The organism is Mesorhizobium sp. WSM4307 (assembly GCF_007003945.1).
Classification (GTDB): domain Bacteria; phylum Pseudomonadota; class Alphaproteobacteria; order Rhizobiales; family Rhizobiaceae; genus Mesorhizobium.
In genome coordinates, this window is the sequence record NZ_VFTB01000004.1 from 261,363 (window position 1) to 279,789 (window position 18,427).

Here is an 18,427-nt window from a genome sequence, read left to right on the forward strand (position 1 = left end):
TAGCTCGTCTTGACCGCGCCGTCATTCGGGTCGAGGCTTCTTGCGCGGCAGGTCTGACAAGACAGGCGTTGCCAGCGGAGGAGAACTGTCATGGCCATTTCACGCAAGGAAGAAGCGCGCGCACTGAGTGCCGATGAGAAGGAACTGGTGGAGAAGTCGCATCATCCGGTGGTGCAGGAGCTTTCCGACGTCGACCTTTCCGGACTGGTCAAGCTGCTTCGCGGGCGGCGCGACAAGGCGCAGGCCGAAGCACATCGCCGCCGCCGTGAAATACGCGGCAAGGGCGCGCCGAAGGGCGCTGCCGCTTCAAAGGCCGATGGCGGCTCGCAGGTCAAGCTGGCGGTGCTGGCGATGGCGATGCGGCGGCTCAATGGCGAGGCCGAACGGCGGCGCCAACTGGCGGCCCGCGTTTCACTGGTCGGGAACGCACGCAAGGCGCTGGCGATGAAGCAAAGTGCGCCGGCGGACGGTCCCGCGCACAATTCACGCACGGCTCACAAGGGCATGCGGGCCGTCGCCAACGAGCGGGCGCCGAAGCTGGTCCGGCCGGCGGAACTGGGCCGGCAGCGCAAGGCAGGCAAGGTGGCGCAAGCCAAGCGCGACGCACGCTGATCCCTTCGACAAGGGCTGTCGACAGCCGCTTTACCGTGCTGCGGGAAGCTGCTGCCGCACGCCCTCGACAAGGGCCTGCAGCATCGGGCGGGTCGGCGCGAAGAATGTCGTGCCGGTCTGCGGTGTCGAGACATCGAGCAGGCGGTCGTAGGCGCCCGGCGGATCGCCGACATACATGCGCTGCAGCATCTTTTCGGTGACCCAGAGATACCTGGAATAGCCGATGAAGTAGGTGCCGAACTCATTCTGCCCGGGCCGGCCGAACGGCATGTTGTCGCGCAATATGTCGTATTCGTTGCCTTCGGCATCCTCGATCGTGGCCAGCGATTTGTGCGATTTGCGCGGGGCTTCGTCATCGTCGATCTCGATGTTGTCGATCTTGGTGCGGCCGATGATCGCCTCCTGCTCAGGCGTCGGAATGCGCGCCCAGGCCTGCATGTCGTGCAGGTATTTCTGGACGACCACATAGGAGCCGCCGGCAAAGTCGCCATCCTCGTCGCCGATCAGCGCCGAGGCCGGCAGGTCGAGGCCGGTCGGGTTGGCAGTGCCGTCGATGAAACCGAGCAGGTCGCGGGCATCGAAATAGCGAAAGCCGGTCACTTCATCGACGACGGTGACATCAGGGCCAAGCCGGTCGAGCAGGATACGCTCGAACTCGAAGCACATGTCGGGCCGTTCGGCCCGGATATGGAACAGAAGGTCGCCCGGTGTGGATGGCGCCGAATGGACCGCGCCCTTGATCGGCGCGAACGGTTTCAGTTCCTGTGGCCGCCGGCCGGGGCTGAGCCGATCCCAGAGATCGCGGCCGATGCCGGCAATGCACGACAGGCGGCCGCCAAGATCGCGGAAACCGACAGTCTTGACCAGATCGTCAAGCTCGCCGAGCACGGAACAGACCTTGGCCAGGGCGGGCTGTTCGCCGGCGACGGTGACGACAAGAAAAATCGCCGATTGCGAAAGCGGCGCATCGACGCTCTGCGCGTCGATCGGTACGCGGTCCCAGTTCTTGCCTGACATCTGAAAAGTCTCCGCTTTTGCCGGATTTGTTTCAGATCGCCTGGGATGACGCAATACTGGATGAATTGCCTCTTTATCGACACGCGGATGCGGGTAGAGTGCGGCAGAATTTCAATCAACCTGTTCGGAGCTGATGCTCGCACGCCTGTTCGTGATCTTCGGTGGCCTGTTCGTGCTGGTGCTGTGCGCGGCGCTGGTGGTCCCGTACTTTGTCGACTGGACCGGCTACCGCGCCCAGTTCGAGCGTGAGGCAAGCGCCATCCTCGGCCGCAAGGTGACCGTGCAGGGCGACGCCACGGCCAGGCTGTTGCCGTTCCCGTCGGTGACCTTCTCCAACGTTGCCGTCGCCGGCGGCCCCAATGGCCAGCCGGCCATGACCGTCGAGACGTTTTCGATGGATGCCGAACTGGCGCCATTCCTGCGCGGCGAGGTGCTGATCTTCGACATGCGGCTGGTGCACCCGAAGGCGACCATCGATATTGCCAATGACGGCACCGTCGACTGGGCGATGCGGCCGTCCTCGCCCTTCGACCTCAACCAGATCTCGATCGAGAAGCTGACGGTGACGGAAGGGCAGATCGAACTGCGCCATGCCGCCGGTGGACGCAGCCATATCTTTTCCGAGATCAATTCGACCATTTCGGCCAAGTCTCTGGCCGGCCCGTGGCGCATGGACGGCACGTTGCGGCTCGACGGATTGCGCACCACGATCGCAGCATCGACCGGCAAGGCCGAAGGCAACGGCCAGATGCGGCTGCGGCTGAAGGCCGATCCCGACGCCTATCCGCTGGTCATCGAAACCGACGGCAATGCCGGCATCGCCAATGGTGCCGCCGTTTATTCCGGCCAGTTCAAGATCTCCAGCGCCGATAAGAATTCAGCTCAATTGCGCGGCACTGGTGGCGAGACGGTGAAGGTCAGCGCCGGCAAGCCCGATCCGGGCTTTCGCCTGAACGGCAAGTTCTCGCTCGACCACCAGAAGCTTGCCGTCGATGAATTCCGTTTCGAAACCGGGCCACTGGACAATCCCTACACCGCCGAAGGCAAGGCTTCTGTCGATCTCGGCCAGAAGCCTAATTTCGCCATCGAGGCCAATGGCGCGCAGGTGCAGTTCGACGAGGCGGTGGGCGCAGAAGCCGGCGCCGGCCTGACGCTCGACCAGCGCATCGCCGGGCTCGAACAGGCGCTGATCGCCCTGCCGAAGCCGACCATCCCCGGCACCGTCGAGGTGAAGCTGCCGGCTGTGGTGGCCGGCGACACCACCGTGCGTGACGTGCATCTGTCCGCCGAGCCGGCCGAGGGCGGCTGGTCGGTCAAATCGCTGGCCGCGACCTTGCCCGGACGCACCACGCTGGAAGCCGACGGCATGCTCAGCGTCGAGGGCCATTTCGGCTTCACCGGCTCGCTGCTGCTGGCCGTGGCGCAGCCATCCGGTTTTGCCGCCTGGCTGTCGAAAGATGTGGACGAGGCGATCCGCCGTCTGCCCGCGGCCGGCTTCAAGGCCAAGGTCGACCTGACGGAAAAACGCCAGGCCTTCAGCGATCTCGAGCTGATCCTGGGCAAGGCGAAATTCTCCGGCCGCATCGATTCCAGCCAGCCTGACGAAGCCAGGCCATCGGTTCTGATGCGGCTCGAAGGCGGTGAGCTCGACGTCGACGGGCTGGCGGCCTTCGCCTCGATCTTCGTCAGCGACAAGGGCGCCAACCGCTTTGCCGACCGCGATCTCGATTTCCAGATCAAGGCCGGGCCCGTCAGCGCCGGCGGGCTGACCGCCGATACGGTGGATACCGCGCTCAGGCTGCGTGACGGCTTGCTCGAAGTCGACCGGCTGTCGGTCGGCGGATTGGCCGGCGCCTCGATAAGCGCCACCGGCCGGATCAAGGATTTCCCGGCGAGCCCGACCGGCAAGCTCGACGCATCGGTTGTCGCTGTGGACCTCAAGCCGCTGATCGACGTCGCCGCGCAGCATTATCCCGACAATGCGGTGCTGAAGGGACTGGCGAGCCGCGCTGCCGCCTATCCCGACCTGTTCCAGGATGCGCGCGTCGACCTCGTGGCAAGTGCCGCCGACAATGGCGATGGCACGACGGGCCTGGCGGTGAGCGGACAGGGCAACGCCGGCGGCTCGGCCTTTTCGGCTTCGCTGTCGGGGAAGGGCGCGCCGGACAAGCTTCTCGAGGCGCCGGTGACATTGACCTTCAACGCCAAAAACCCGGATGCGACGGCGCTGCTGGCGCTTTACGGCCTGCCGGCGCTGCCGCTCGGCATGCTGGGCGAGGCAACGACCGACATCCAGGCCAAAGGCACATTGGGCGGCGGGCTGGCGACGACTTTCAGCCTTGCCGGCAATGACTTCAAGGCCAGCTTCGAGGGAACCGTTGCCGACACGCCGCAAGGGCCTGCCGCCAAGGGCAAGATCAATCTGGATGCGGCCGACATCGAACCGTGGCTGATGACGTCGGGCATCGGCCTGCCGGGCATGGGGGCAGGCATGTCGACATCGCTTTCGGCGCAGGGCGACTATGGCAATGGGCTGCTCGTGCTGGACAATGTCAGCGGCGCGATCAACGAGGCGGCGGTGTCCGGCGACGTCAACATCGACGCCAAGGACGGCGTGCCACATCTGGCGGGCGCGCTGGCACTCGACGAGCTCGATCTCGATCCGATGGCCGTGGCGCTGTTCGGCGATTCCGCTTTCCTTGTCGAGAAGAATGGCGCCGACAAAAGCGCGAGCGAGAAGGGCGGCTCCTGGCCGGCAGCACCCTTCAGCCAGAAGTCCAGCCTGCCGTTTACCGCCGCTCTCGACCTGACGACGGCGGCGCTTGCCGCCGGACCGTTCGCCACCGCCTATGACGCCGCTTTTTCGCTGAAGCTCGACCAGGAAGGCATCCGCGTTTCGGACCTGAAGGCAAAATTTCTTGGTGGGGCGCTGACTGGCCTGTTCGAGTTGAAGAACAATGAGGGCACCGGGCTTTTCACCGGCCAGATGAAGCTGGCGGGCGCCGATCTGGCAACCGTATTGCCAGATACCGGCATTGGCGGCGTCGGCGATTTCTCGACGACGCTGTCGACCAGCGGCAAGTCGGTCGATGCGATGATCGCCGCCCTCTCGGGTTCCGGCACGGCGACGCTCAGGGGTTTGCAGGTGGCGGGCGTCAATCCCGACGCGTTCAACGCTCTGCTGGCCAAGGCGGACGCGATCGGGCGCGACATCGATGCGGCCAAGACCGCTGATTTCGCGCCCGGGATCGCCGCCGATGGCAATTTCCCCGCCGGGAATGCCGACATCGCCTTCACGATCGCCGGCGGCACGCTGAGGGCACCGCCGATCAGCCTCGAAAACCCGGAGGCGACCTTGTCCGCCGATGTCACGGCCGATCTCAATACCAGCACGGTTTCCGCCGAGGGCGCCATTACCTATCGGCCCGGCGATGAGGCGCTGGTCGGCTCCGAGCCGGTCGTCAATTTCACCGCCGAGGGGCCGTTCGGCGCCGTCAAACGGCAGTTCGACAGCGAGCCTTTGGCGCAGTTCCTGACCCAGCGCGCGCTGGAGAAGGAGCAGCAGCGCGTCGAGGCGATGCAGGCGGCGTTGCTGGAGAAGCAACGCCTGCGGCGCGAAGTGCGCTACTATGCGGCACTGCAGGACGCGCGCGACAAGGCCGCCGAGGAACTGCGCCAGCAGGAAGAGGCGGCGCGGCTGAAAGCCGAGGCCGATGCCAAGGCGAAAGCGGAGGCTGACGCCCAGGCGCAGGCTGAAGCGGATGCCAAGGCGAAGGCCGACGCGGAAGCGAAAGCCAAGGCTGATGCCGACGCGAAGGCCAAAGCCGATGCCGACGCCAAGGCCGCGGCCGAGCGGCAAGCCGCCGACGAAGCAGCCAAGGCGCAGGCCGAGCAGGAGCGCCAGAAGGCGGAAGAGGCGATGCGCATCGCCACGCAGGAAAAGGCCAGGCTGGAAGCCGAACGCAAGGCAGCCGAACAGGCGCCCAAGGTCGAGCCTGCGCCGTTGCCGCAAGCCAACGACAACCCGCCGCCAGCCAAGCCGAAGTCCAATCCGTTCACGATCGATAATTTGTTGAAGTCGTTGCAGTAGCGGTAGGGCGGTTGCGCGAAGCCTTCCCGTTCCGAAATCGTGTCAGAGAACGAGCATCTCGGCACTGTCAGCGACATAGCGGGCGTGGCGGAAATCGCGGATGGCGGCAAGCCTGCCGTCCTGCCAGGCCAGCAGGATGAAATAGGCGGGTCGCGCCGTCGGGTCGTTGGGATCGCGGATGAGGATTGCCGGCCTGTCTTCAACGAAGCCCGGTACGAGATGCCAATCCTGCACCCTGGAGTAGTTGCCGAAATAGGTGCCGACTTCCTTGCTGCCGTTGAGCCGTGCCCTGGCCACCAGTTCCAGCCGCACCTCTTCAGCCAGCATATCGCGCACCGCGTCGAAATCACGGGCATTGAAGCGATCGATATAGGCGTTGAGCAACTGACGTTCGGCAGCGCTCAGTCTCGGGAGAGGGCGGTCGCCGGGCTCGTGCGCAATCTGGCGCAGCCGGTCGCGGCCGCGATGCAGCGCGGCCTTGACCGCGGGGATGCTGGTATCGAGCGTGGCGCTGATCTCCTGCAGGGAGTAGCCCAGAACGTCCATCATGATGACGCTGCTTCGCTGCGTGACGGGAAGGCGCATGAAGGTATGCAGCCCCGCAGAAGCGGCCTGGCGATCGATGGTGGGATTCGCCGGGTCGACGATCATGTCCAAATCCTCGTCGGAATAGGCCTGTTCGCGGGTGCGGCGGCGCAGGAAATCGAGCGCCGTATTGTGGGCTATGCGAAACAGCCAGCCTTCCGGATTGGCGATCGGGCCGGCACCGGGCAAGGCCTCGATCGCCTTGGCCAGCGCCTCCTGCAACACATCCTCGCCATCGAAGACCGAGCCCGTCATGCGAGCACAGTAGCGGTGCAGCTTGGGGCGCAATTCCCCAAACAGGCGCTCGAAGAGCCCACGCTGCCCGCCGGGAATGGGAATGTTCATGAGCCTCCGTTCTGCGCCTCGTCTGCCTCGATCAGGCATCCAGCATCCGGTAGCTGCCTATCACGGCCATCTCGTCGCGTTGCGGAGATTCGCTGCAGCGATCCCCGAAGCCGCTTTGAAAAGCCTTGAATGTGGCCAGGCCGGTGATGCTATCAGAATGCGCATCGGTTTGCGTTTCGACCAGATGGATGAATGTCCCATCGGCGGCGCGCAACGTCAGGTAGCGGACGCCGTCCGGCGATTTGTCGCGCAATTCCCGGAAAACGGCCTGGATCAGCCGCTCGTTCTCATCGGCTCGTTCGGGCTTCATCTTGTAGCGTATCAGATGGCGTTTCATCGCTGGTCTTCCTCTCGATTGCCTTGCGCGCCCTTTGGGCCTCTCATCGCCTAGACGATGCCGGGAAGCCAAAAGATGCGGGCGCCCGAAAAATAAAGGTGCCATTCAGCGCAGGATGCCGAAGCGTCACTCGCGGCCCTGATCGAGCAAGCGCCTCAGCATGGGCTCGATGCGCGAAAGCTCGTCGAGATGCGCCGCCGACAGTTCGGCCAGGCGATCGTCGGCGCGTTCGGTCAGCCGCAGCAGCACGCGGCGATGGTCGTCCTTGTCCTGATCGCGCACGACCATGCCGGCTTCACTCAGGCGGTTGACCAGCTCGACGGCGCTGTGATGTCGGATGCGCAGGCGCTCCGCCAGATCGCCGACCGTCATCGGTCCGCCGCCCGGATAACCCTTGATCGCCAGCAAGGCCTGATGCTGGCGCGGCGTCAGCCCGGCGTCTTCCGCCTGCAACTGGCTGAATTCGAGGAAGCGGCGGATCAGATAGCGAAACTCCGACAGCCGCTGGTAGTCGGCCAGTTCGATGGTGGGGCGAGATTTCCTGGGCTGCGTCATTCCCGACATTTGTTCCATTCCGGCCAAAGGCTCAAACGGTTTTGACGGAGAACCAGCTTGAATTTATATCGTGTTACGATACATAGCGAGCCGACACAGCCGGCCGGCGTCTTCGCCGTGCCGCGTATTCGAGATCCGGCCGTCGCCAGAAAGCCCGCCATGAAGCTCTCCGAAAACAACCATCTCAGGGATTTCACCACCGATGCGCGGGTGCTGACCATCGCGACCATCGCCGTGGTGGTCGCCACGGCTGGGCTGTTCGCCGGCATCGTGCTTTTGAAACTGATCCGGCTTGCCACCAACATTGCCTATTTTGGCCAGTTCACGTTCGCCGATCTGAAATTGCAGGATACGCCGCTTGGGCTTGCAGCGGTGGTGGTGCCGGTCATCGGCGCCCTGATCATCGGGCTGATGGCGCGCTACGGCAGCGAGAAGATCCGTGGCCATGGCATTCCCGAAGCAATCGAGGCGATCCTGCTCGGGCGCTCAAAACTCGATGCCAAGGTTGCGATCCTGAAGCCGCTGTCGTCGGCGATCTCGATCGGCTCAGGCGGGCCGTTCGGCGCCGAGGGCCCGATCATCATGACCGGCGGCGCGATCGGCTCGCTGATCGCGCAGATGCTGCCGGTCACCGACAATGAACGCAAGACGCTACTGGTGGCTGGCGCGGCAGCGGGCATGACCACCGTGTTCGGCACGCCGATCGCGGCCATCATGCTGGCGGTGGAACTGCTGCTGTTCGAATGGACGCCGCGCTCCTTCATTCCCGTGGCGGTTGCCGCGATCATTGCCGAGGTCGAGCGCACCGTGCTGCATTTGCCTGGGCCGATCTTTCCGTTTCAGGGCGGCATGGCGATCTCGTTCACCGGGCTTGGCGGCTGGGTTCTGGTCGGCATCTGCGCCGGCCTGCTGTCAGGGCTGCTCACCCAGATGGTCTATGCCTGCGAGGACGCCTTCCAGAAACTGCCCATCCACTGGATGTGGTGGCCGATGATCGGCGGCCTGGTGGTCGGCATTGGGGGGCTGATCGAGCCGCGGGCGCTCGGCGTCGGCTACGACAACATCGCCGACATGCTGGATGGCCGCACGCTCGCGGCCGCCGCGCTGCTGCTGCTGGTGGTCAAGGCCATCATCTGGTCGGTGGCGCTCGGTTCGGGAACATCAGGGGGCGTGCTGGCGCCGCTGTTGATCATGGGTGGCGCAATGGGGGCGGTGCTCGCCGGCATCCTGCCCGCGGCGGATCCGGGCTTCTGGGCCCTGCTGGCGATGTCGGCGACCATGGGCGGCACGATGCGGGCGCCGCTGACGGCGACGTTCTTTGCCGTGGAACTGACTGGCAACACGCATGTGCTGGTGCCGCTGATCGCGGCTTGTGCCGCGGCGCACGCCGTCACCGTGCTCCTGATGAAACGGTCGATCCTGACCGAGAAGATCGCCAGGCGCGGGCACCACCTCGTGCGCGAATATCGCGTCGACCCGTTCGCGCTGACCAGGGTGCGCGAGGTGATGACGGCGCAGGTCGAGAGCGTGCCGGCGACGATGACGCTGCATGGCGCGGCGGCGTTCCTGACCGCGCCGGAAACCCGGCATCCGAGCTTCCCGGTCATCGACGAGAACAGGCGGGTGCTCGGCCTCATCGATCCGCCGGCGATCCTGCGCTGGCGCCGTGCCGGCAAGCACAGGACGACGACGCTCGGCGACCTGCTTGCTGGAAGCAAGGTGACGCTTGCCTATCCCGACGAGTATCTCGAAGGCCTCTCCGACAAGCTGTTGATGGCCAATGTCTCGCATCTGCCGGTCGTGACCCGCGAAAGCCTGCAACTGATCGGCTATGTCGGCTGGAAGGACCTGATGCGCGTGCGGTCGAGGAAACAGGCCGAGGAACGCGACCGTTCGACCTTGCTTGGCTTCGGCACCAGGCGCGGGAGAAAGGCGGACGCGGTCGAAGGCGTCTAGCCCAAGCCAGTTCCGCGCTTCGCCCATTCCAGGACATGAAGCCGCAGCGCCGAGGACAGGTTGGTGTCGCGGGGCCGCGTCTCATCGACTTCGGCGACGAGTGCGGCCAGCGTCAGCTTTCTCGCCGCCGCGATGGCGACGAGGTCGTCATAGAAGGGCTTTTCGAGGGAATAGCTGGTGCGATGGCCGCGAATGGTCACCGAACGCTTTTCGACGACGCTCACGGCCGGAGACTCACTGCCGGAGACTCACTGCTTGTCCTTGCCGGACGGGTCGAGGCGATGGCCGGCGACAAATTTTTCGGCCTTGTCGGCATTCAGCCGGTCGCGTTGCTTGTCCGCCTTGGAACGGCCATGCAGGGCCCGGTTCTGTTCGGCGACGCGCGCTTTCTCGTCCCGCGCCTTCTGCTTGCGAGCCTGGCGGAGATTGACGATGTCGGCCATGGCGCGGACCGCGAAGCTATTTCTTGCGGAAGGCGTCGAGCGAAACCACTTCGGCGCCCTTGGCGCCGGCCTCGGTTGCGGCGGGCTTCTTCTCCGGCTCGGCTGCAGCCTTCTTCTCGGCCTTCGGCTTCTTCTCGGAAACGATGGTCAGCGGCTCGGACGCCGGCTGGGCCGGTTCCTCTTCAGGCTGCGCATCGGTCTTGACGTCGAACTCGAGCTCGAAATTCACCGAGGGATCATAGAAGCCACGCACGGCCGAGAACGGGATTTCAAGTTTCTCCGGCACGTCGGAGAAGGACAGGCCAACCTCGAAGCCGGTGTCGGTCACCTTGAGGTCCCAGTACTGGAACTGGATGACGATGGTCATCTGCTCGGGATAGCGCTCGCGCAGGCGCGACGACACGCGCACGCCGGGCGCGCCGGTCAGGAAGGTGATGAAGAAATGATGGTTGCCGGGGAGGCCGGTGCGTGCGACCTCGGCCAGGACCTTGCGCATGACGCCGCGCAACGCCTCCTGGGCCAGAATGTCGTAGCGGATGTGGTCGTCGGCCATGTGGTGGTCGGGTTCCGTTGAATCGTCCGCATAGCTGTAATCAAGCTTGAGCGCGGCGTAAACCTGATATAGCCCACCGTCACGTCGAAGCGAGGACTATTGCCAACGATTTGATCGGCAAGGCGGCTTTGCGGCAACCGCAAATGTTATGCGTTGGCCAGCGCAGTGTGCTTTTTGACGTTGCCCGGGGAAGGGCGCCTGCCAAAAGCGCGCAGGAAGGTGCGCACGCCATTCGTCGCCGATTGCACCACTTCGTCCTCACGCGGCGTGCCGCCGAGCATGAAGGTGGTCTGCAGTTCGGCATTGACCAGGCCGAAGAACTGGCGCGCCGCGACGTCGGGGTCATCGATGGTGAGGTAACCGCCATAGGCGAGGCGGGCGAAGCGGGCGGCGATTGCCGGCCACGTCGTGCCCGGACCCTGTTCGCGCCATTCGGCAAACAGTTGGGGGTAGCGTTCGCCTTCGGTCTGGATCAGCTTGCGCAGGAACTTTCCGTCGCGGTTGCAGATGCAGTTCTGATTCAGGCGCACGGCAAAGCCGATCAAATCCGCTTCGAGATCGCCGGGCTGGTCAGGGAAGGTGGCAATGGTGGCGAAGATGCCGACATTGCAGCGGTCCGTGAGGTCGCGCACCACGGCCATGAAGAGCTTTTCCTTGTCGCCATGGTGGTTGTAGACGGTCTGGCGCGAGACGCCGGCCTCCGCGGCGATCAGATCGATATTGGCGCCGGCAAAGCCTTCGCGGCAGAACACGCCGGCGGCGGCGTCGACGATCGACAGACGCTTGGCCTCATGGCCGCGTGGCGGGAAAGTGTCAGGAGAAACGCTGGCTCTCATGAAAATCTATATAGAGGTGATTGACGATTTAGACAAGGCTGTCTAAATTTGTGGACATGCGATAAAGAGATTTCGCGCCGGGAGACGACAAGATTCGCTGCTGGAGTGTCGGAACCTCACGGGATGGAACGTCCTAGGTCAGACGTCGCCTGGCGGCGGCAACCAGATTTCGAAAGAAGCCAGTATCATGAGTCCCAAATTCCTCCGCATCGCGGTCGTGCTCGGCCTGTTGTCCGCCATCGGCCCCTTCGCGATCGACATGTATCTTCCCGCTTTGCCGTCGATCGGCGCGGATCTGCACGCCGGCACCGCCGCCGTGCAGATGAGCCTGCTGATCTTCTTCCTGTCGATGGGGTTCGGCCAGATCGTCGTCGGGCCGATCTCCGACATGGTCGGCCGCAAGCTGCCGCTCTATGGCGGTCTTGCGCTGTTCATGGTCGGCGGCATCGGTTCGGCAATGGCGCCGACCATCGAGTGGCTGATCGCCTTCCGCTTCCTGCAGGGCCTTGGCGCCAGCGCCGGCATGGCCGTGCCGCGCGCCATCGTGCGCGACCTGCACACCGGCAATGAGGCGGCCAAGCTGATGTCGTTGCTGATGCTGGTGTTTTCGGTGTCGCCGATCCTGGCGCCGCTGACCGGCAGCCAGATCATCGAGAATTTCGGCTGGCGCGCCGTGTTCTGGACGGTGACCGCTGCGGCAGCCCTTGCCACCATCCTGCTCGCGACCTCGCTCAAGGAAACGCGGCCGGCGGCAGAGCGCGTCGGTTCTTCCTTCGGCACCGCGCTTGCCGGCTATCGGTTCCTGATGGGTGACCGCAACTTCCTCGGCCTGGTGGCGATCGCCGGCTTCGGCATTGCGAGCTTCTTCGTCTATCTGTCGAGCTCGTCCTTCATCCTGATCGACCATTACGGGCTGTCGCCTTCGGTCTACAGCGTGTTCTTCTCGATCAACGCGGTGGCCTTCATCGGCATGTCGCAGCTGACGGGCCTGCTGGCCGAGCGTTTCGGGCTGCGGCGCGTGGTGCGCGTCGCGGTGACCGGCTACGCCTCGACGATGGTGGTGCTGCTGGCGATCATGGCGACGGGCGTCGACCGGCTCGACGTGATGGCGGCCCTGCTGTTCGTCGGCTACGGCTTCCTCGGCCTGGTCATCCCGACCACCTCGGTGCTGGCCATGGAAGAACATGGCGAGATCGCCGGCACGGCCTCGGCGCTGATGGGCACGCTGCACTTCGCCATCGGCGCGCTCGCCATGGGCGTCGCCGGCGTGTTCTTCGACGGCACGCCGCTGCCGATGGTCGCCGGCATCACGCTCTGCGCGGTGATTTCCTTCACGCTGGCCAAGGTCACGCTCGGCCGTTCGCGCGAGGCGGTCGAAGCGCCGGCGGAATAGGCATTGCCCGCAAGCGCACGAAAAGGCCGGGTTCCCCCGGCCTTTTCATTCCAGCCCTGCCTCGGCCAATACGAAGCGCAACCGTGTCTCGACCGGCGCCAGGGGCAGCGGAACCAGCTCGTAACCCAGCTCCACATAGACGCCGGCCAGCGCATGGTAAGTGCGCTCGGCCTCGTCTGATGTCTGCTTGCGCTCTTGATCCTGCGTGAAAATGCCAGGCCAGGGCGGGGCGATGAACACGCGCCGATTGTAGCGGAAGCGCTTGGCGGCGGTGCTGATGTGTTCTGCCACCGGCAGGCCGCTCAGCCTGAGATAGCCGAGCGTGTCCGGCAAGCCGCGATCGAAGAAGACCGGTCCCTTCTGTTCGACCGCGTTCCGATATGAGCGCATTTCCCACGACAGCATGAGTTCGGCGAACAGCGCGCGGTCGCTCCAGGGCAGGGCGGTTCCGCCTATCGAGGACTGGTCGCGGATGATGCCGCGCCCGGCTTCGACTGAAGTCGCAAAGCCCGCCCCGCGCAGGGCTTCGATCAAAGTGGTCTTGCCGGAGCCCGGGCCACCGGTCAGCACGAAGAATCGATCGGAATCGTTTTGCATTCTTGTCCATGGAGAAAGAGGCACGCGATGCGGCTTCGCGGCAAATGGGCCGTACGAAGTCCGGACGGCAAAAGACGGCCGTTGCGCGTGACGTGGATTGAGGCAGGGGGAGAAGTGGAGGTTTCTGTTGCCAGGTACCTCCGAACCCCGCCTAGAAGTGCGAACCCCTAGGGCTTGATTTGAAGCTATCGCACTGCATTAAGCAGCGAGACGTGCTTCCGCATAGTTGTCGTTGGCAACTATAAGTTTAGCCCGATGACGGTGGTACAATGCCGGGCAAAAGTACGATCTTTACACCTTCGTCGATCCTATTTCGCCCCCAGCAAAAACCGCTCTGTCGTCAACAGCGGCTTTTGGTGGAGGCGCCGGGTACCGCCCCCGGGTCCGAACGGCTTATTTCATCGCCCATTTATCGCCATAGTCGGTCAAGCCGACAAATCGAATATAGGGGGCGTTCGCCGGAAATGAAAGGCCGGAGTGAGGCTTTGCCCCTGTGTCAAATCGCGACGGCAAGGGTTGACTTGGGCGCGGTCTCAACGGAAGCTTTGCGAGCGGTGAGGAGTTACCGACCTAGCGCACAAGTTGCGAAGCGCGCCACAGCCCTCATCGATCGGATCCGTGGCGCCGACGAGGGGAATTTTTGATGGCCGACTATCTTGCGGATGTGAAGAAATACGACGCGGGCGCCAGCGCCGACGCGGTCGAAAAGATCGTCAAGCATCTGGGCATTGCGCTGAGGAACCGCGATTCCTCGCTGGTATCCTGCACTGACCCGAAGGAGCTCGAGCGCGTCAAGGAGAGCTGGGTGGCCAAAAAGCTCGGCGTCAGCGACGGGGCGAAGGCCGACGCCTCGATCGGGAAGACCTGCAAGGCGATGCACGCCGACAACACCAAGAGCCGCGTGACCTTTTACTACCTGGTGGCCAAGGATCTGGGCAAACTCGGCGCGCTCTGACGATCGCGCGTCAATTTGCGAAGGCCGGCGCCGGCGTTGCGGCCAGCCACTTTCTCCCCGCTCACGCAATGCGCAGGTCCGATTAGCGCCGTTTTGCTGTGTTCGACCGCCGGACGGTCGCTATAATATGCGCACACTCGAATCGAGCTGGAACCGATGCGCCAATATCTCGACCTCTTGCAGCACGTGCTGGACAATGGCGCCGATCGCGCCGACCGCACCGGCACCGGCACGCGCTCCGTCTTCGGCTACCAGATGCGTTTCGACCTGGCGCGCGGCTTTCCGGTCACCACGACCAAGAAGTTGCACCTGAAGTCGATCATCCATGAGCTCCTGTGGTTCCTGGCCGGCGACACCAACATCAAATACCTGACCGACCACGGTGTCACCATCTGGGACGAATGGGCCGACGAGAATGGCGACCTTGGCCCCGTTTACGGCAAGCAGTGGCGTTCCTGGCCGGACGGCCATGGCGGGTCGATCGACCAGATCGCGGGCCTTCTCAAGGAGATACGCCGCAATCCTCAATCGCGCCGGCTGATCGTTTCGGCGTGGAATCCGGCCGAAGTGGAGGCGATGGCGCTGCCGCCCTGCCACTGCCTGTTCCAGTTCTACGTGTCCGAGGGCCGGCTGTCCTGCCAGCTCTACCAGCGTTCGGCCGACATCTTCCTCGGCGTGCCGTTCAACATCGCGTCCTACGCGCTGCTGACGCTGATGGTGGCGCAAGTGACCGGGCTGAAGCCGGGCGATTTCGTCCACACACTGGGCGACGCGCATCTCTATTCGAACCATTTCGAACAGGCGCGCGAGCAATTGCGGCGCACGCCGAGGGCGCTGCCGACAATGTGGATCAATCCGGAGGTGAAGGACCTGTTCGCCTTTCGCTTCGAGGATTTCCGCCTGGAAAACTACGTGGCCGATGCCTCGATCAAGGCGCCGATCGCCGTCTGAAGGATCTCGATATTCAGGTGATGCCGGCCTGATCTGACTCTCAACATGCCTTGAGCTCGACCCCCGTCAGTCGATGCCGACCATCACGTCCGAGGCCTTGACCACGGCATAGGCCGGCTTGCCCTTTTCGAGCTTGAGATCGGCGACCGCCTCGTTGGTGATCGAGGCGGTGACGACGGCGCCGCCGCCAATGTCGATCCTGACATGCGAAGTGGTGGCCCCCTTGACGATTTCGGTGATCGTCCCCTTGAGCACATTGCGGGCGCTGACCTTCATCGGGCTCTCCATTGCTTTAATGCATGCCGTTCTCGCAAAACCGAGGTCGCTTTTGGGCAACATGCATCAGGGTTTGCCGCTCGTCTTACCAGAACAATCGACGGGGCATGGCGTTTTCGCAAGCCGTCGGGCCTTCCCTTGTTATATTCATGCGGATATATCGATCGACAGGCCTCGCGCCGCACGGATTTCAAACCAGGGAGAGTTTTCGATGACGCGCAAAGGTTTCGGGTTGAGGGCGATCGCCATCGGCGGTCTTGCGGCGACGTTGATGGCTGCGGTGCCGGCAGCACATGCGCAAGACAAGGTCGTGGTGTTTGCCGCAGCCAGCCTCAAGGACGCGCTCGATGCGGTGAACAAGGCCTGCGAGGCCGATGTCGGTGAGGCCGCGACTGTCTCCTATGCGGCAAGCTCGGCACTGGCCAAGCAGATCGAGGGCGGGGCGCCGGCCGACGTCTTCATCTCGGCCGATCTCGACTGGATGAAATATCTTTCCGACAAGAAGCTGACCAAGCCAGACACCGAGGTGAAGCTGCTCGGCAACGAGATCGTGCTGGTGGCGCCGAAGGATTCGAAGGTCGAGGCCAAGATCGAGAAGGGTTTCGACCTCGCCAAGCTGGTCGGCGACGGCAGGCTCGCCATGGGCGACATCAAGGCGGTGCCGGCCGGCAAGTACGGCAAGGCGGCACTGGAATCGCTCGGCGTCTGGTCCTCGGTCGAGGGCAAGGTGGCGCAGGCCGAGAATGTGCGCGCCGCACTCAAGCTGGTTTCGACAGGCGAGGCCGCTCTCGGCATCGTCTATGCCACCGACGCGCATGCCGACAAGGGCGTCAAGGTGATCGGCACCTTCCCGGAGGATTCGCATCCGCCGATCATCTACCCGGTTGCCCAGACCGCCGATTCGAAGGACAAGGATACGACGGCTTTCCTGAAATGCCTGAAGTCTGCCAAGGCCGGCGCGCTCTTCAAGGAACAGGGTTTTACCGTGCTCACGCCGAGCAACTGAACAGGGCCTGATAGCGCAATATGAACTGGCTGCTGGACCTCACTCCCGACGAATGGAATGCGGTCCGGCTGTCCATCAAGGTGGCGACCGTGGCGATGCTCGCCAGCCTGCCGCCGGGCATAGCCATCGCGCTGCTGCTTGCCCGCGGACAATTCTGGGGCAAGACGCTGCTCAACGGCGTGGTTCATCTGCCGCTGATCCTGCCGCCTGTCGTGACCGGCTATCTCCTGCTTTTGACGTTTGGCAAGCGCGGCCCGGCCGGCGCCTTTCTGGCCGAGCATTTCGGCATCGTCTTCTCGTTTCGCTGGACGGGTGCGGCGCTGGCCTGCGGTGTCATGGGCTTTCCGCTGATGGTGCGGGCAATCCGGCTGTCGATCGAAGCGGTGGACCGCAAGATGGAGGCGGCGGCGGGAACGCTTGGCGCCAATCCTTTGTGGGTGTTCGCCACCATCACGCTGCCGTTGATCCTGCCCGGGCTGATCGCGGGCGCCATCCTGGCCTTCGCCAAGGCGATGGGCGAGTTCGGCGCGACCATCACCTTCGTCTCCAACATCCCCAACGAAACGCAGACGCTGCCCTCGGCGATCTACACTTTCACGCAGGTGCCGGGCGGCGATGAGGGGGCATTGCGGCTGACATTGATCTCGGTCGTCATCTCGATGGCGGCTTTGGTCGCCTCGGAAGTGCTGGCGCGGCGGGTCGGGCGGCGGATGGACATCGAATGAGCGTCCGCGTCGACATCGGCCATCGGCTCGGCGATTTCGCCATCGAGGCACGCTTCGAGAGCGCCGGGCGGCTCACCGCGCTGTTCGGGCCGTCAGGCTCCGGCAAGACCACGCTCATCAACATGATCGCCGGGCTGATCCGGCCCGACAAGGGCCGCATCGAGGTGGAGGGTCGTGCACTGGTCGACACCGATGCCGGCATTTTCGTGCCGAAGCACAGGCGCCGTATCGGCATGGTGTTCCAGGACGCGCGCCTGTTTCCACATATGAGCGTGGCCGGCAATCTGCGTTACGGCCGCTGGTTCACGCCGGCCAAGGAGCGCTACGCCGACATGGATGCCGTCGTCGACCTGCTCGGCATCGGCCCGCTGCTCAACAGGCGCCCGGTGAAGCTCTCGGGCGGCGAGAAGCAGCGCGTGGCGATCGGCCGGGCGCTGCTCGCCAGCCCCAGGCTGTTGCTCATGGACGAGCCGCTGGCCTCGCTCGACGAGGCGCGCAAGGCCGAGATCCTGCCCTATATCGAACGGCTGCGCGATGAGACGAAGATCCCGATCGTCTATGTCAGCCATTCGGTCGCCGAGGTGGCGCGGCTGGCCAGCGACGTGGTGATGCTGGCGCAAGGCAAGGTTGTTGCCAGCGGTCCGACCGATGCGGTGATGCAAAGGCTCGACCTGCTGCCGGCGGAAGAACGCGGCGAGGGCGGTGCGGTGCTGGACACCAAGGTGCTGCGCCACGACGAGATTTTCGGCATGACCGTGCTCGTCTCGGCCGCAGGAGAGATCCGCGTGCCGCGTCTGGCGATGAAAGCCGGGGCTCCCGTGCGTGTCCGCATCCGGGCCCGTGATGTTATGATCGCCGCGGAGAAGCCGGCAGGCCTCAGTGCGCTCAACATCCTGCCCGGCACGATCGTTGCGATCCGCCCGGGCGAAGGGCCGGCGGTCGAGGTCGACATCGATTGCAATGGCGCAACGGTGCTCGCCCGCATCACCGAACAGTCGAGGCAGGCGCTGGAATTGCGGCTCGGCGGCAACGTTTTCGCTGTGGTCAAGACAGTGAGTTTCGACCAGGCCAACACCGGCGCCGGCCTGCCGCTCGAGGTCGATGGCTGACAGAAGCGGCGTTCGCCGCTATATTGATTTGGAATAACGGTATCGCTGAAGTGGCTTCGGCCGGAGTCCTGGCGACCGCGGAGGAG

19 protein-coding genes and 1 other RNA gene are annotated in these 18,427 nt (G+C 64.3%); 9 read left to right on the top strand and 11 right to left on the bottom strand.

Going from position 1 to position 18,427, the window contains the following annotated elements; genetic code table 11:
- The first annotated feature begins 90 nt into the window (after positions 1-90).
- Complete coding sequence (locus FJV83_RS11280; protein ID WP_095787779.1) at positions 91-612, top strand: hypothetical protein; 522 nt, start codon at positions 91-93, stop codon at positions 610-612.
- Positions 613-642: 30 nt separating this feature from the next.
- On the opposite strand, the gene FJV83_RS11285 is transcribed toward FJV83_RS11280, so the two are convergent.
- Positions 643-1,629 carry a Dyp-type peroxidase gene (locus tag FJV83_RS11285; RefSeq protein WP_142885149.1) on the bottom strand — a complete coding sequence of 329 codons (987 nt, stop codon included), beginning with the start codon at positions 1,627-1,629 and terminating at the stop codon, positions 643-645.
- Positions 1,630-1,762: 133 nt separating this feature from the next.
- Here FJV83_RS11285 and FJV83_RS11290 point away from each other — a divergent pair, with 133 nt between their 5' ends.
- Entirely contained in the window at positions 1,763-5,719 is a 3,957-nt protein-coding gene (locus tag FJV83_RS11290) for an AsmA-like C-terminal region-containing protein (protein WP_142885151.1), read from the top strand.
- Between the two features lie 42 nt (positions 5,720-5,761).
- On the opposite strand, the gene FJV83_RS11295 is transcribed toward FJV83_RS11290, so the two are convergent.
- The 3 genes from FJV83_RS11295 to FJV83_RS11305 all read right to left on the bottom strand — a co-directional run bounded on the left by FJV83_RS11295 (position 5,762) and on the right by FJV83_RS11305 (position 7,550).
- Complete coding sequence (locus FJV83_RS11295) at positions 5,762-6,649, bottom strand: RNA polymerase sigma factor (protein WP_142885153.1); 888 nt, start codon at positions 6,647-6,649, stop codon at positions 5,762-5,764.
- A 31-nt stretch (positions 6,650-6,680) separates the two neighbouring features.
- Positions 6,681-6,986, bottom strand: coding sequence for a hypothetical protein (locus tag FJV83_RS11300; RefSeq protein WP_095773990.1), 306 nt, complete (start codon positions 6,984-6,986; stop codon positions 6,681-6,683).
- Positions 6,987-7,112: 126 nt separating this feature from the next.
- Positions 7,113-7,550 carry a helix-turn-helix domain-containing protein gene (locus tag FJV83_RS11305; RefSeq protein WP_095774041.1) on the bottom strand — a complete coding sequence of 146 codons (438 nt, stop codon included), beginning with the start codon at positions 7,548-7,550 and terminating at the stop codon, positions 7,113-7,115.
- A gap of 150 nt (positions 7,551-7,700) precedes the next feature.
- On the opposite strand from FJV83_RS11305, the gene FJV83_RS11310 reads away from it, so the two are divergent.
- Entirely contained in the window at positions 7,701-9,497 is a 1,797-nt protein-coding gene (locus FJV83_RS11310) for a chloride channel protein (RefSeq protein ID WP_142885155.1), read from the top strand.
- On the opposite strand, the gene FJV83_RS11315 is transcribed toward FJV83_RS11310, so the two are convergent.
- From FJV83_RS11315 to FJV83_RS11330, 4 genes are all read right to left on the bottom strand, one after another.
- Complete coding sequence (locus FJV83_RS11315; RefSeq protein WP_095773992.1) at positions 9,494-9,721, bottom strand: ribbon-helix-helix domain-containing protein; 228 nt, start codon at positions 9,719-9,721, stop codon at positions 9,494-9,496. The genes FJV83_RS11310 and FJV83_RS11315 overlap by 4 nt on opposite strands.
- Positions 9,722-9,745: 24 nt before the next feature.
- Positions 9,746-9,940, bottom strand: a complete 195-nt coding sequence (locus FJV83_RS11320) for a DUF4169 family protein (protein ID WP_095773993.1) — start codon at positions 9,938-9,940, stop codon at positions 9,746-9,748.
- A 16-nt stretch (positions 9,941-9,956) separates the two neighbouring features.
- Positions 9,957-10,493, bottom strand: a complete 537-nt coding sequence (locus tag FJV83_RS11325) for an SspB family protein (RefSeq protein ID WP_010910193.1) — start codon at positions 10,491-10,493, stop codon at positions 9,957-9,959.
- Between the two features lie 146 nt (positions 10,494-10,639).
- On the bottom strand, positions 10,640-11,329 hold the full coding sequence (locus FJV83_RS11330) for a TetR/AcrR family transcriptional regulator (protein WP_095787784.1): 690 nt from the start codon (positions 11,327-11,329) through the stop codon (positions 10,640-10,642).
- A gap of 187 nt (positions 11,330-11,516) precedes the next feature.
- On the opposite strand from FJV83_RS11330, the gene FJV83_RS11335 reads away from it, so the two are divergent.
- Positions 11,517-12,722 (top strand): multidrug effflux MFS transporter, encoded by a 1,206-nt coding sequence (locus FJV83_RS11335; RefSeq protein ID WP_142875822.1) that lies wholly within the window; start codon positions 11,517-11,519, stop codon positions 12,720-12,722.
- Positions 12,723-12,767: 45 nt separating this feature from the next.
- On the opposite strand, the gene FJV83_RS11340 is transcribed toward FJV83_RS11335, so the two are convergent.
- Together FJV83_RS11340 and ssrA are read right to left on the bottom strand one after the other, a co-directional pair.
- A complete protein-coding gene (locus tag FJV83_RS11340; protein WP_142885156.1) occupies positions 12,768-13,319 on the bottom strand; it encodes an AAA family ATPase in 552 nt (183 codons plus the stop codon).
- A 113-nt stretch (positions 13,320-13,432) separates the two neighbouring features.
- Positions 13,433-13,793, bottom strand: a transfer-messenger RNA (tmRNA) gene (gene ssrA / locus FJV83_RS11345).
- A gap of 169 nt (positions 13,794-13,962) precedes the next feature.
- On the opposite strand from ssrA, the gene FJV83_RS11350 reads away from it, so the two are divergent.
- Positions 13,963-14,274 carry a DUF2853 family protein gene (locus FJV83_RS11350; RefSeq protein WP_142885158.1) on the top strand — a complete coding sequence of 104 codons (312 nt, stop codon included), beginning with the start codon at positions 13,963-13,965 and terminating at the stop codon, positions 14,272-14,274.
- A 156-nt stretch (positions 14,275-14,430) separates the two neighbouring features.
- The gene (locus tag FJV83_RS11355; RefSeq protein ID WP_095773998.1) at positions 14,431-15,225 is read left to right on the top strand and encodes a thymidylate synthase; all 795 of its coding nucleotides are present in this window, start codon (positions 14,431-14,433) and stop codon (positions 15,223-15,225) included.
- A 66-nt stretch (positions 15,226-15,291) separates the two neighbouring features.
- Here FJV83_RS11355 and FJV83_RS11360 read toward each other — a convergent pair whose 3' ends face one another.
- On the bottom strand, positions 15,292-15,501 hold the full coding sequence (locus FJV83_RS11360) for a molybdopterin-binding protein (protein ID WP_095774042.1): 210 nt from the start codon (positions 15,499-15,501) through the stop codon (positions 15,292-15,294).
- Between the two features lie 211 nt (positions 15,502-15,712).
- Between FJV83_RS11360 and modA the strand changes: the two genes are divergently transcribed.
- From modA to modC, 3 genes are read left to right on the top strand one after another with little or no spacing between them, the layout of a single operon-like run.
- Positions 15,713-16,507, top strand: a complete 795-nt coding sequence (gene modA, locus FJV83_RS11365) for a molybdate ABC transporter substrate-binding protein (RefSeq protein WP_095787786.1) — start codon at positions 15,713-15,715, stop codon at positions 16,505-16,507.
- Positions 16,508-16,527: 20 nt separating this feature from the next.
- The gene (modB, locus tag FJV83_RS11370) at positions 16,528-17,232 is read left to right on the top strand and encodes a molybdate ABC transporter permease subunit (RefSeq protein WP_142885160.1); all 705 of its coding nucleotides are present in this window, start codon (positions 16,528-16,530) and stop codon (positions 17,230-17,232) included.
- On the top strand, positions 17,229-18,341 hold the full coding sequence (modC, locus tag FJV83_RS11375) for a molybdenum ABC transporter ATP-binding protein (protein WP_142885162.1): 1,113 nt from the start codon (positions 17,229-17,231) through the stop codon (positions 18,339-18,341). Before modB ends, modC begins: the two co-directional genes overlap by 4 nt.
- Positions 18,342-18,427: the final 86 nt, after the last annotated feature.

Excerpts from the sequence above, each read along its gene's own strand:
- FJV83_RS11355 (WP_095773998.1), top strand. The coding sequence starts at position 14,431 with ATGCGCCAATATCTCGACCTCTTGCAGCACGTGCTGGACAATGGCGCC.
- FJV83_RS11325 (WP_010910193.1), bottom strand. The coding sequence starts at position 10,493 with ATGGCCGACGACCACATCCGCTACGACATTCTGGCCCAGGAGGCGTTG.
- FJV83_RS11335 (WP_142875822.1), top strand. The coding sequence starts at position 11,517 with ATGAGTCCCAAATTCCTCCGCATCGCGGTCGTGCTCGGCCTGTTGTCC.
- modC (WP_142885162.1), top strand. The coding sequence starts at position 17,229 with ATGAGCGTCCGCGTCGACATCGGCCATCGGCTCGGCGATTTCGCCATC.
- modA (WP_095787786.1), top strand. The coding sequence starts at position 15,713 with ATGACGCGCAAAGGTTTCGGGTTGAGGGCGATCGCCATCGGCGGTCTT.
- FJV83_RS11340 (WP_142885156.1), bottom strand. The coding sequence starts at position 13,319 with ATGCAAAACGATTCCGATCGATTCTTCGTGCTGACCGGTGGCCCGGGC.
- FJV83_RS11285 (WP_142885149.1), bottom strand. The coding sequence starts at position 1,629 with ATGTCAGGCAAGAACTGGGACCGCGTACCGATCGACGCGCAGAGCGTC.
- FJV83_RS11310 (WP_142885155.1), top strand. The coding sequence starts at position 7,701 with ATGAAGCTCTCCGAAAACAACCATCTCAGGGATTTCACCACCGATGCG.
- FJV83_RS11290 (WP_142885151.1), top strand. The coding sequence starts at position 1,763 with ATGCTCGCACGCCTGTTCGTGATCTTCGGTGGCCTGTTCGTGCTGGTG.
- FJV83_RS11305 (WP_095774041.1), bottom strand. The coding sequence starts at position 7,550 with ATGTCGGGAATGACGCAGCCCAGGAAATCTCGCCCCACCATCGAACTG.
- modB (WP_142885160.1), top strand. The coding sequence starts at position 16,528 with ATGAACTGGCTGCTGGACCTCACTCCCGACGAATGGAATGCGGTCCGG.
- FJV83_RS11295 (WP_142885153.1), bottom strand. The coding sequence starts at position 6,649 with ATGAACATTCCCATTCCCGGCGGGCAGCGTGGGCTCTTCGAGCGCCTG.
- FJV83_RS11320 (WP_095773993.1), bottom strand. The coding sequence starts at position 9,940 with ATGGCCGACATCGTCAATCTCCGCCAGGCTCGCAAGCAGAAGGCGCGG.
- FJV83_RS11350 (WP_142885158.1), top strand. The coding sequence starts at position 13,963 with ATGGCCGACTATCTTGCGGATGTGAAGAAATACGACGCGGGCGCCAGC.
- FJV83_RS11360 (WP_095774042.1), bottom strand. The coding sequence starts at position 15,501 with ATGAAGGTCAGCGCCCGCAATGTGCTCAAGGGGACGATCACCGAAATC.
- FJV83_RS11300 (WP_095773990.1), bottom strand. The coding sequence starts at position 6,986 with ATGAAACGCCATCTGATACGCTACAAGATGAAGCCCGAACGAGCCGAT.
- FJV83_RS11280 (WP_095787779.1), top strand. The coding sequence starts at position 91 with ATGGCCATTTCACGCAAGGAAGAAGCGCGCGCACTGAGTGCCGATGAG.
- FJV83_RS11330 (WP_095787784.1), bottom strand. The coding sequence starts at position 11,329 with ATGAGAGCCAGCGTTTCTCCTGACACTTTCCCGCCACGCGGCCATGAG.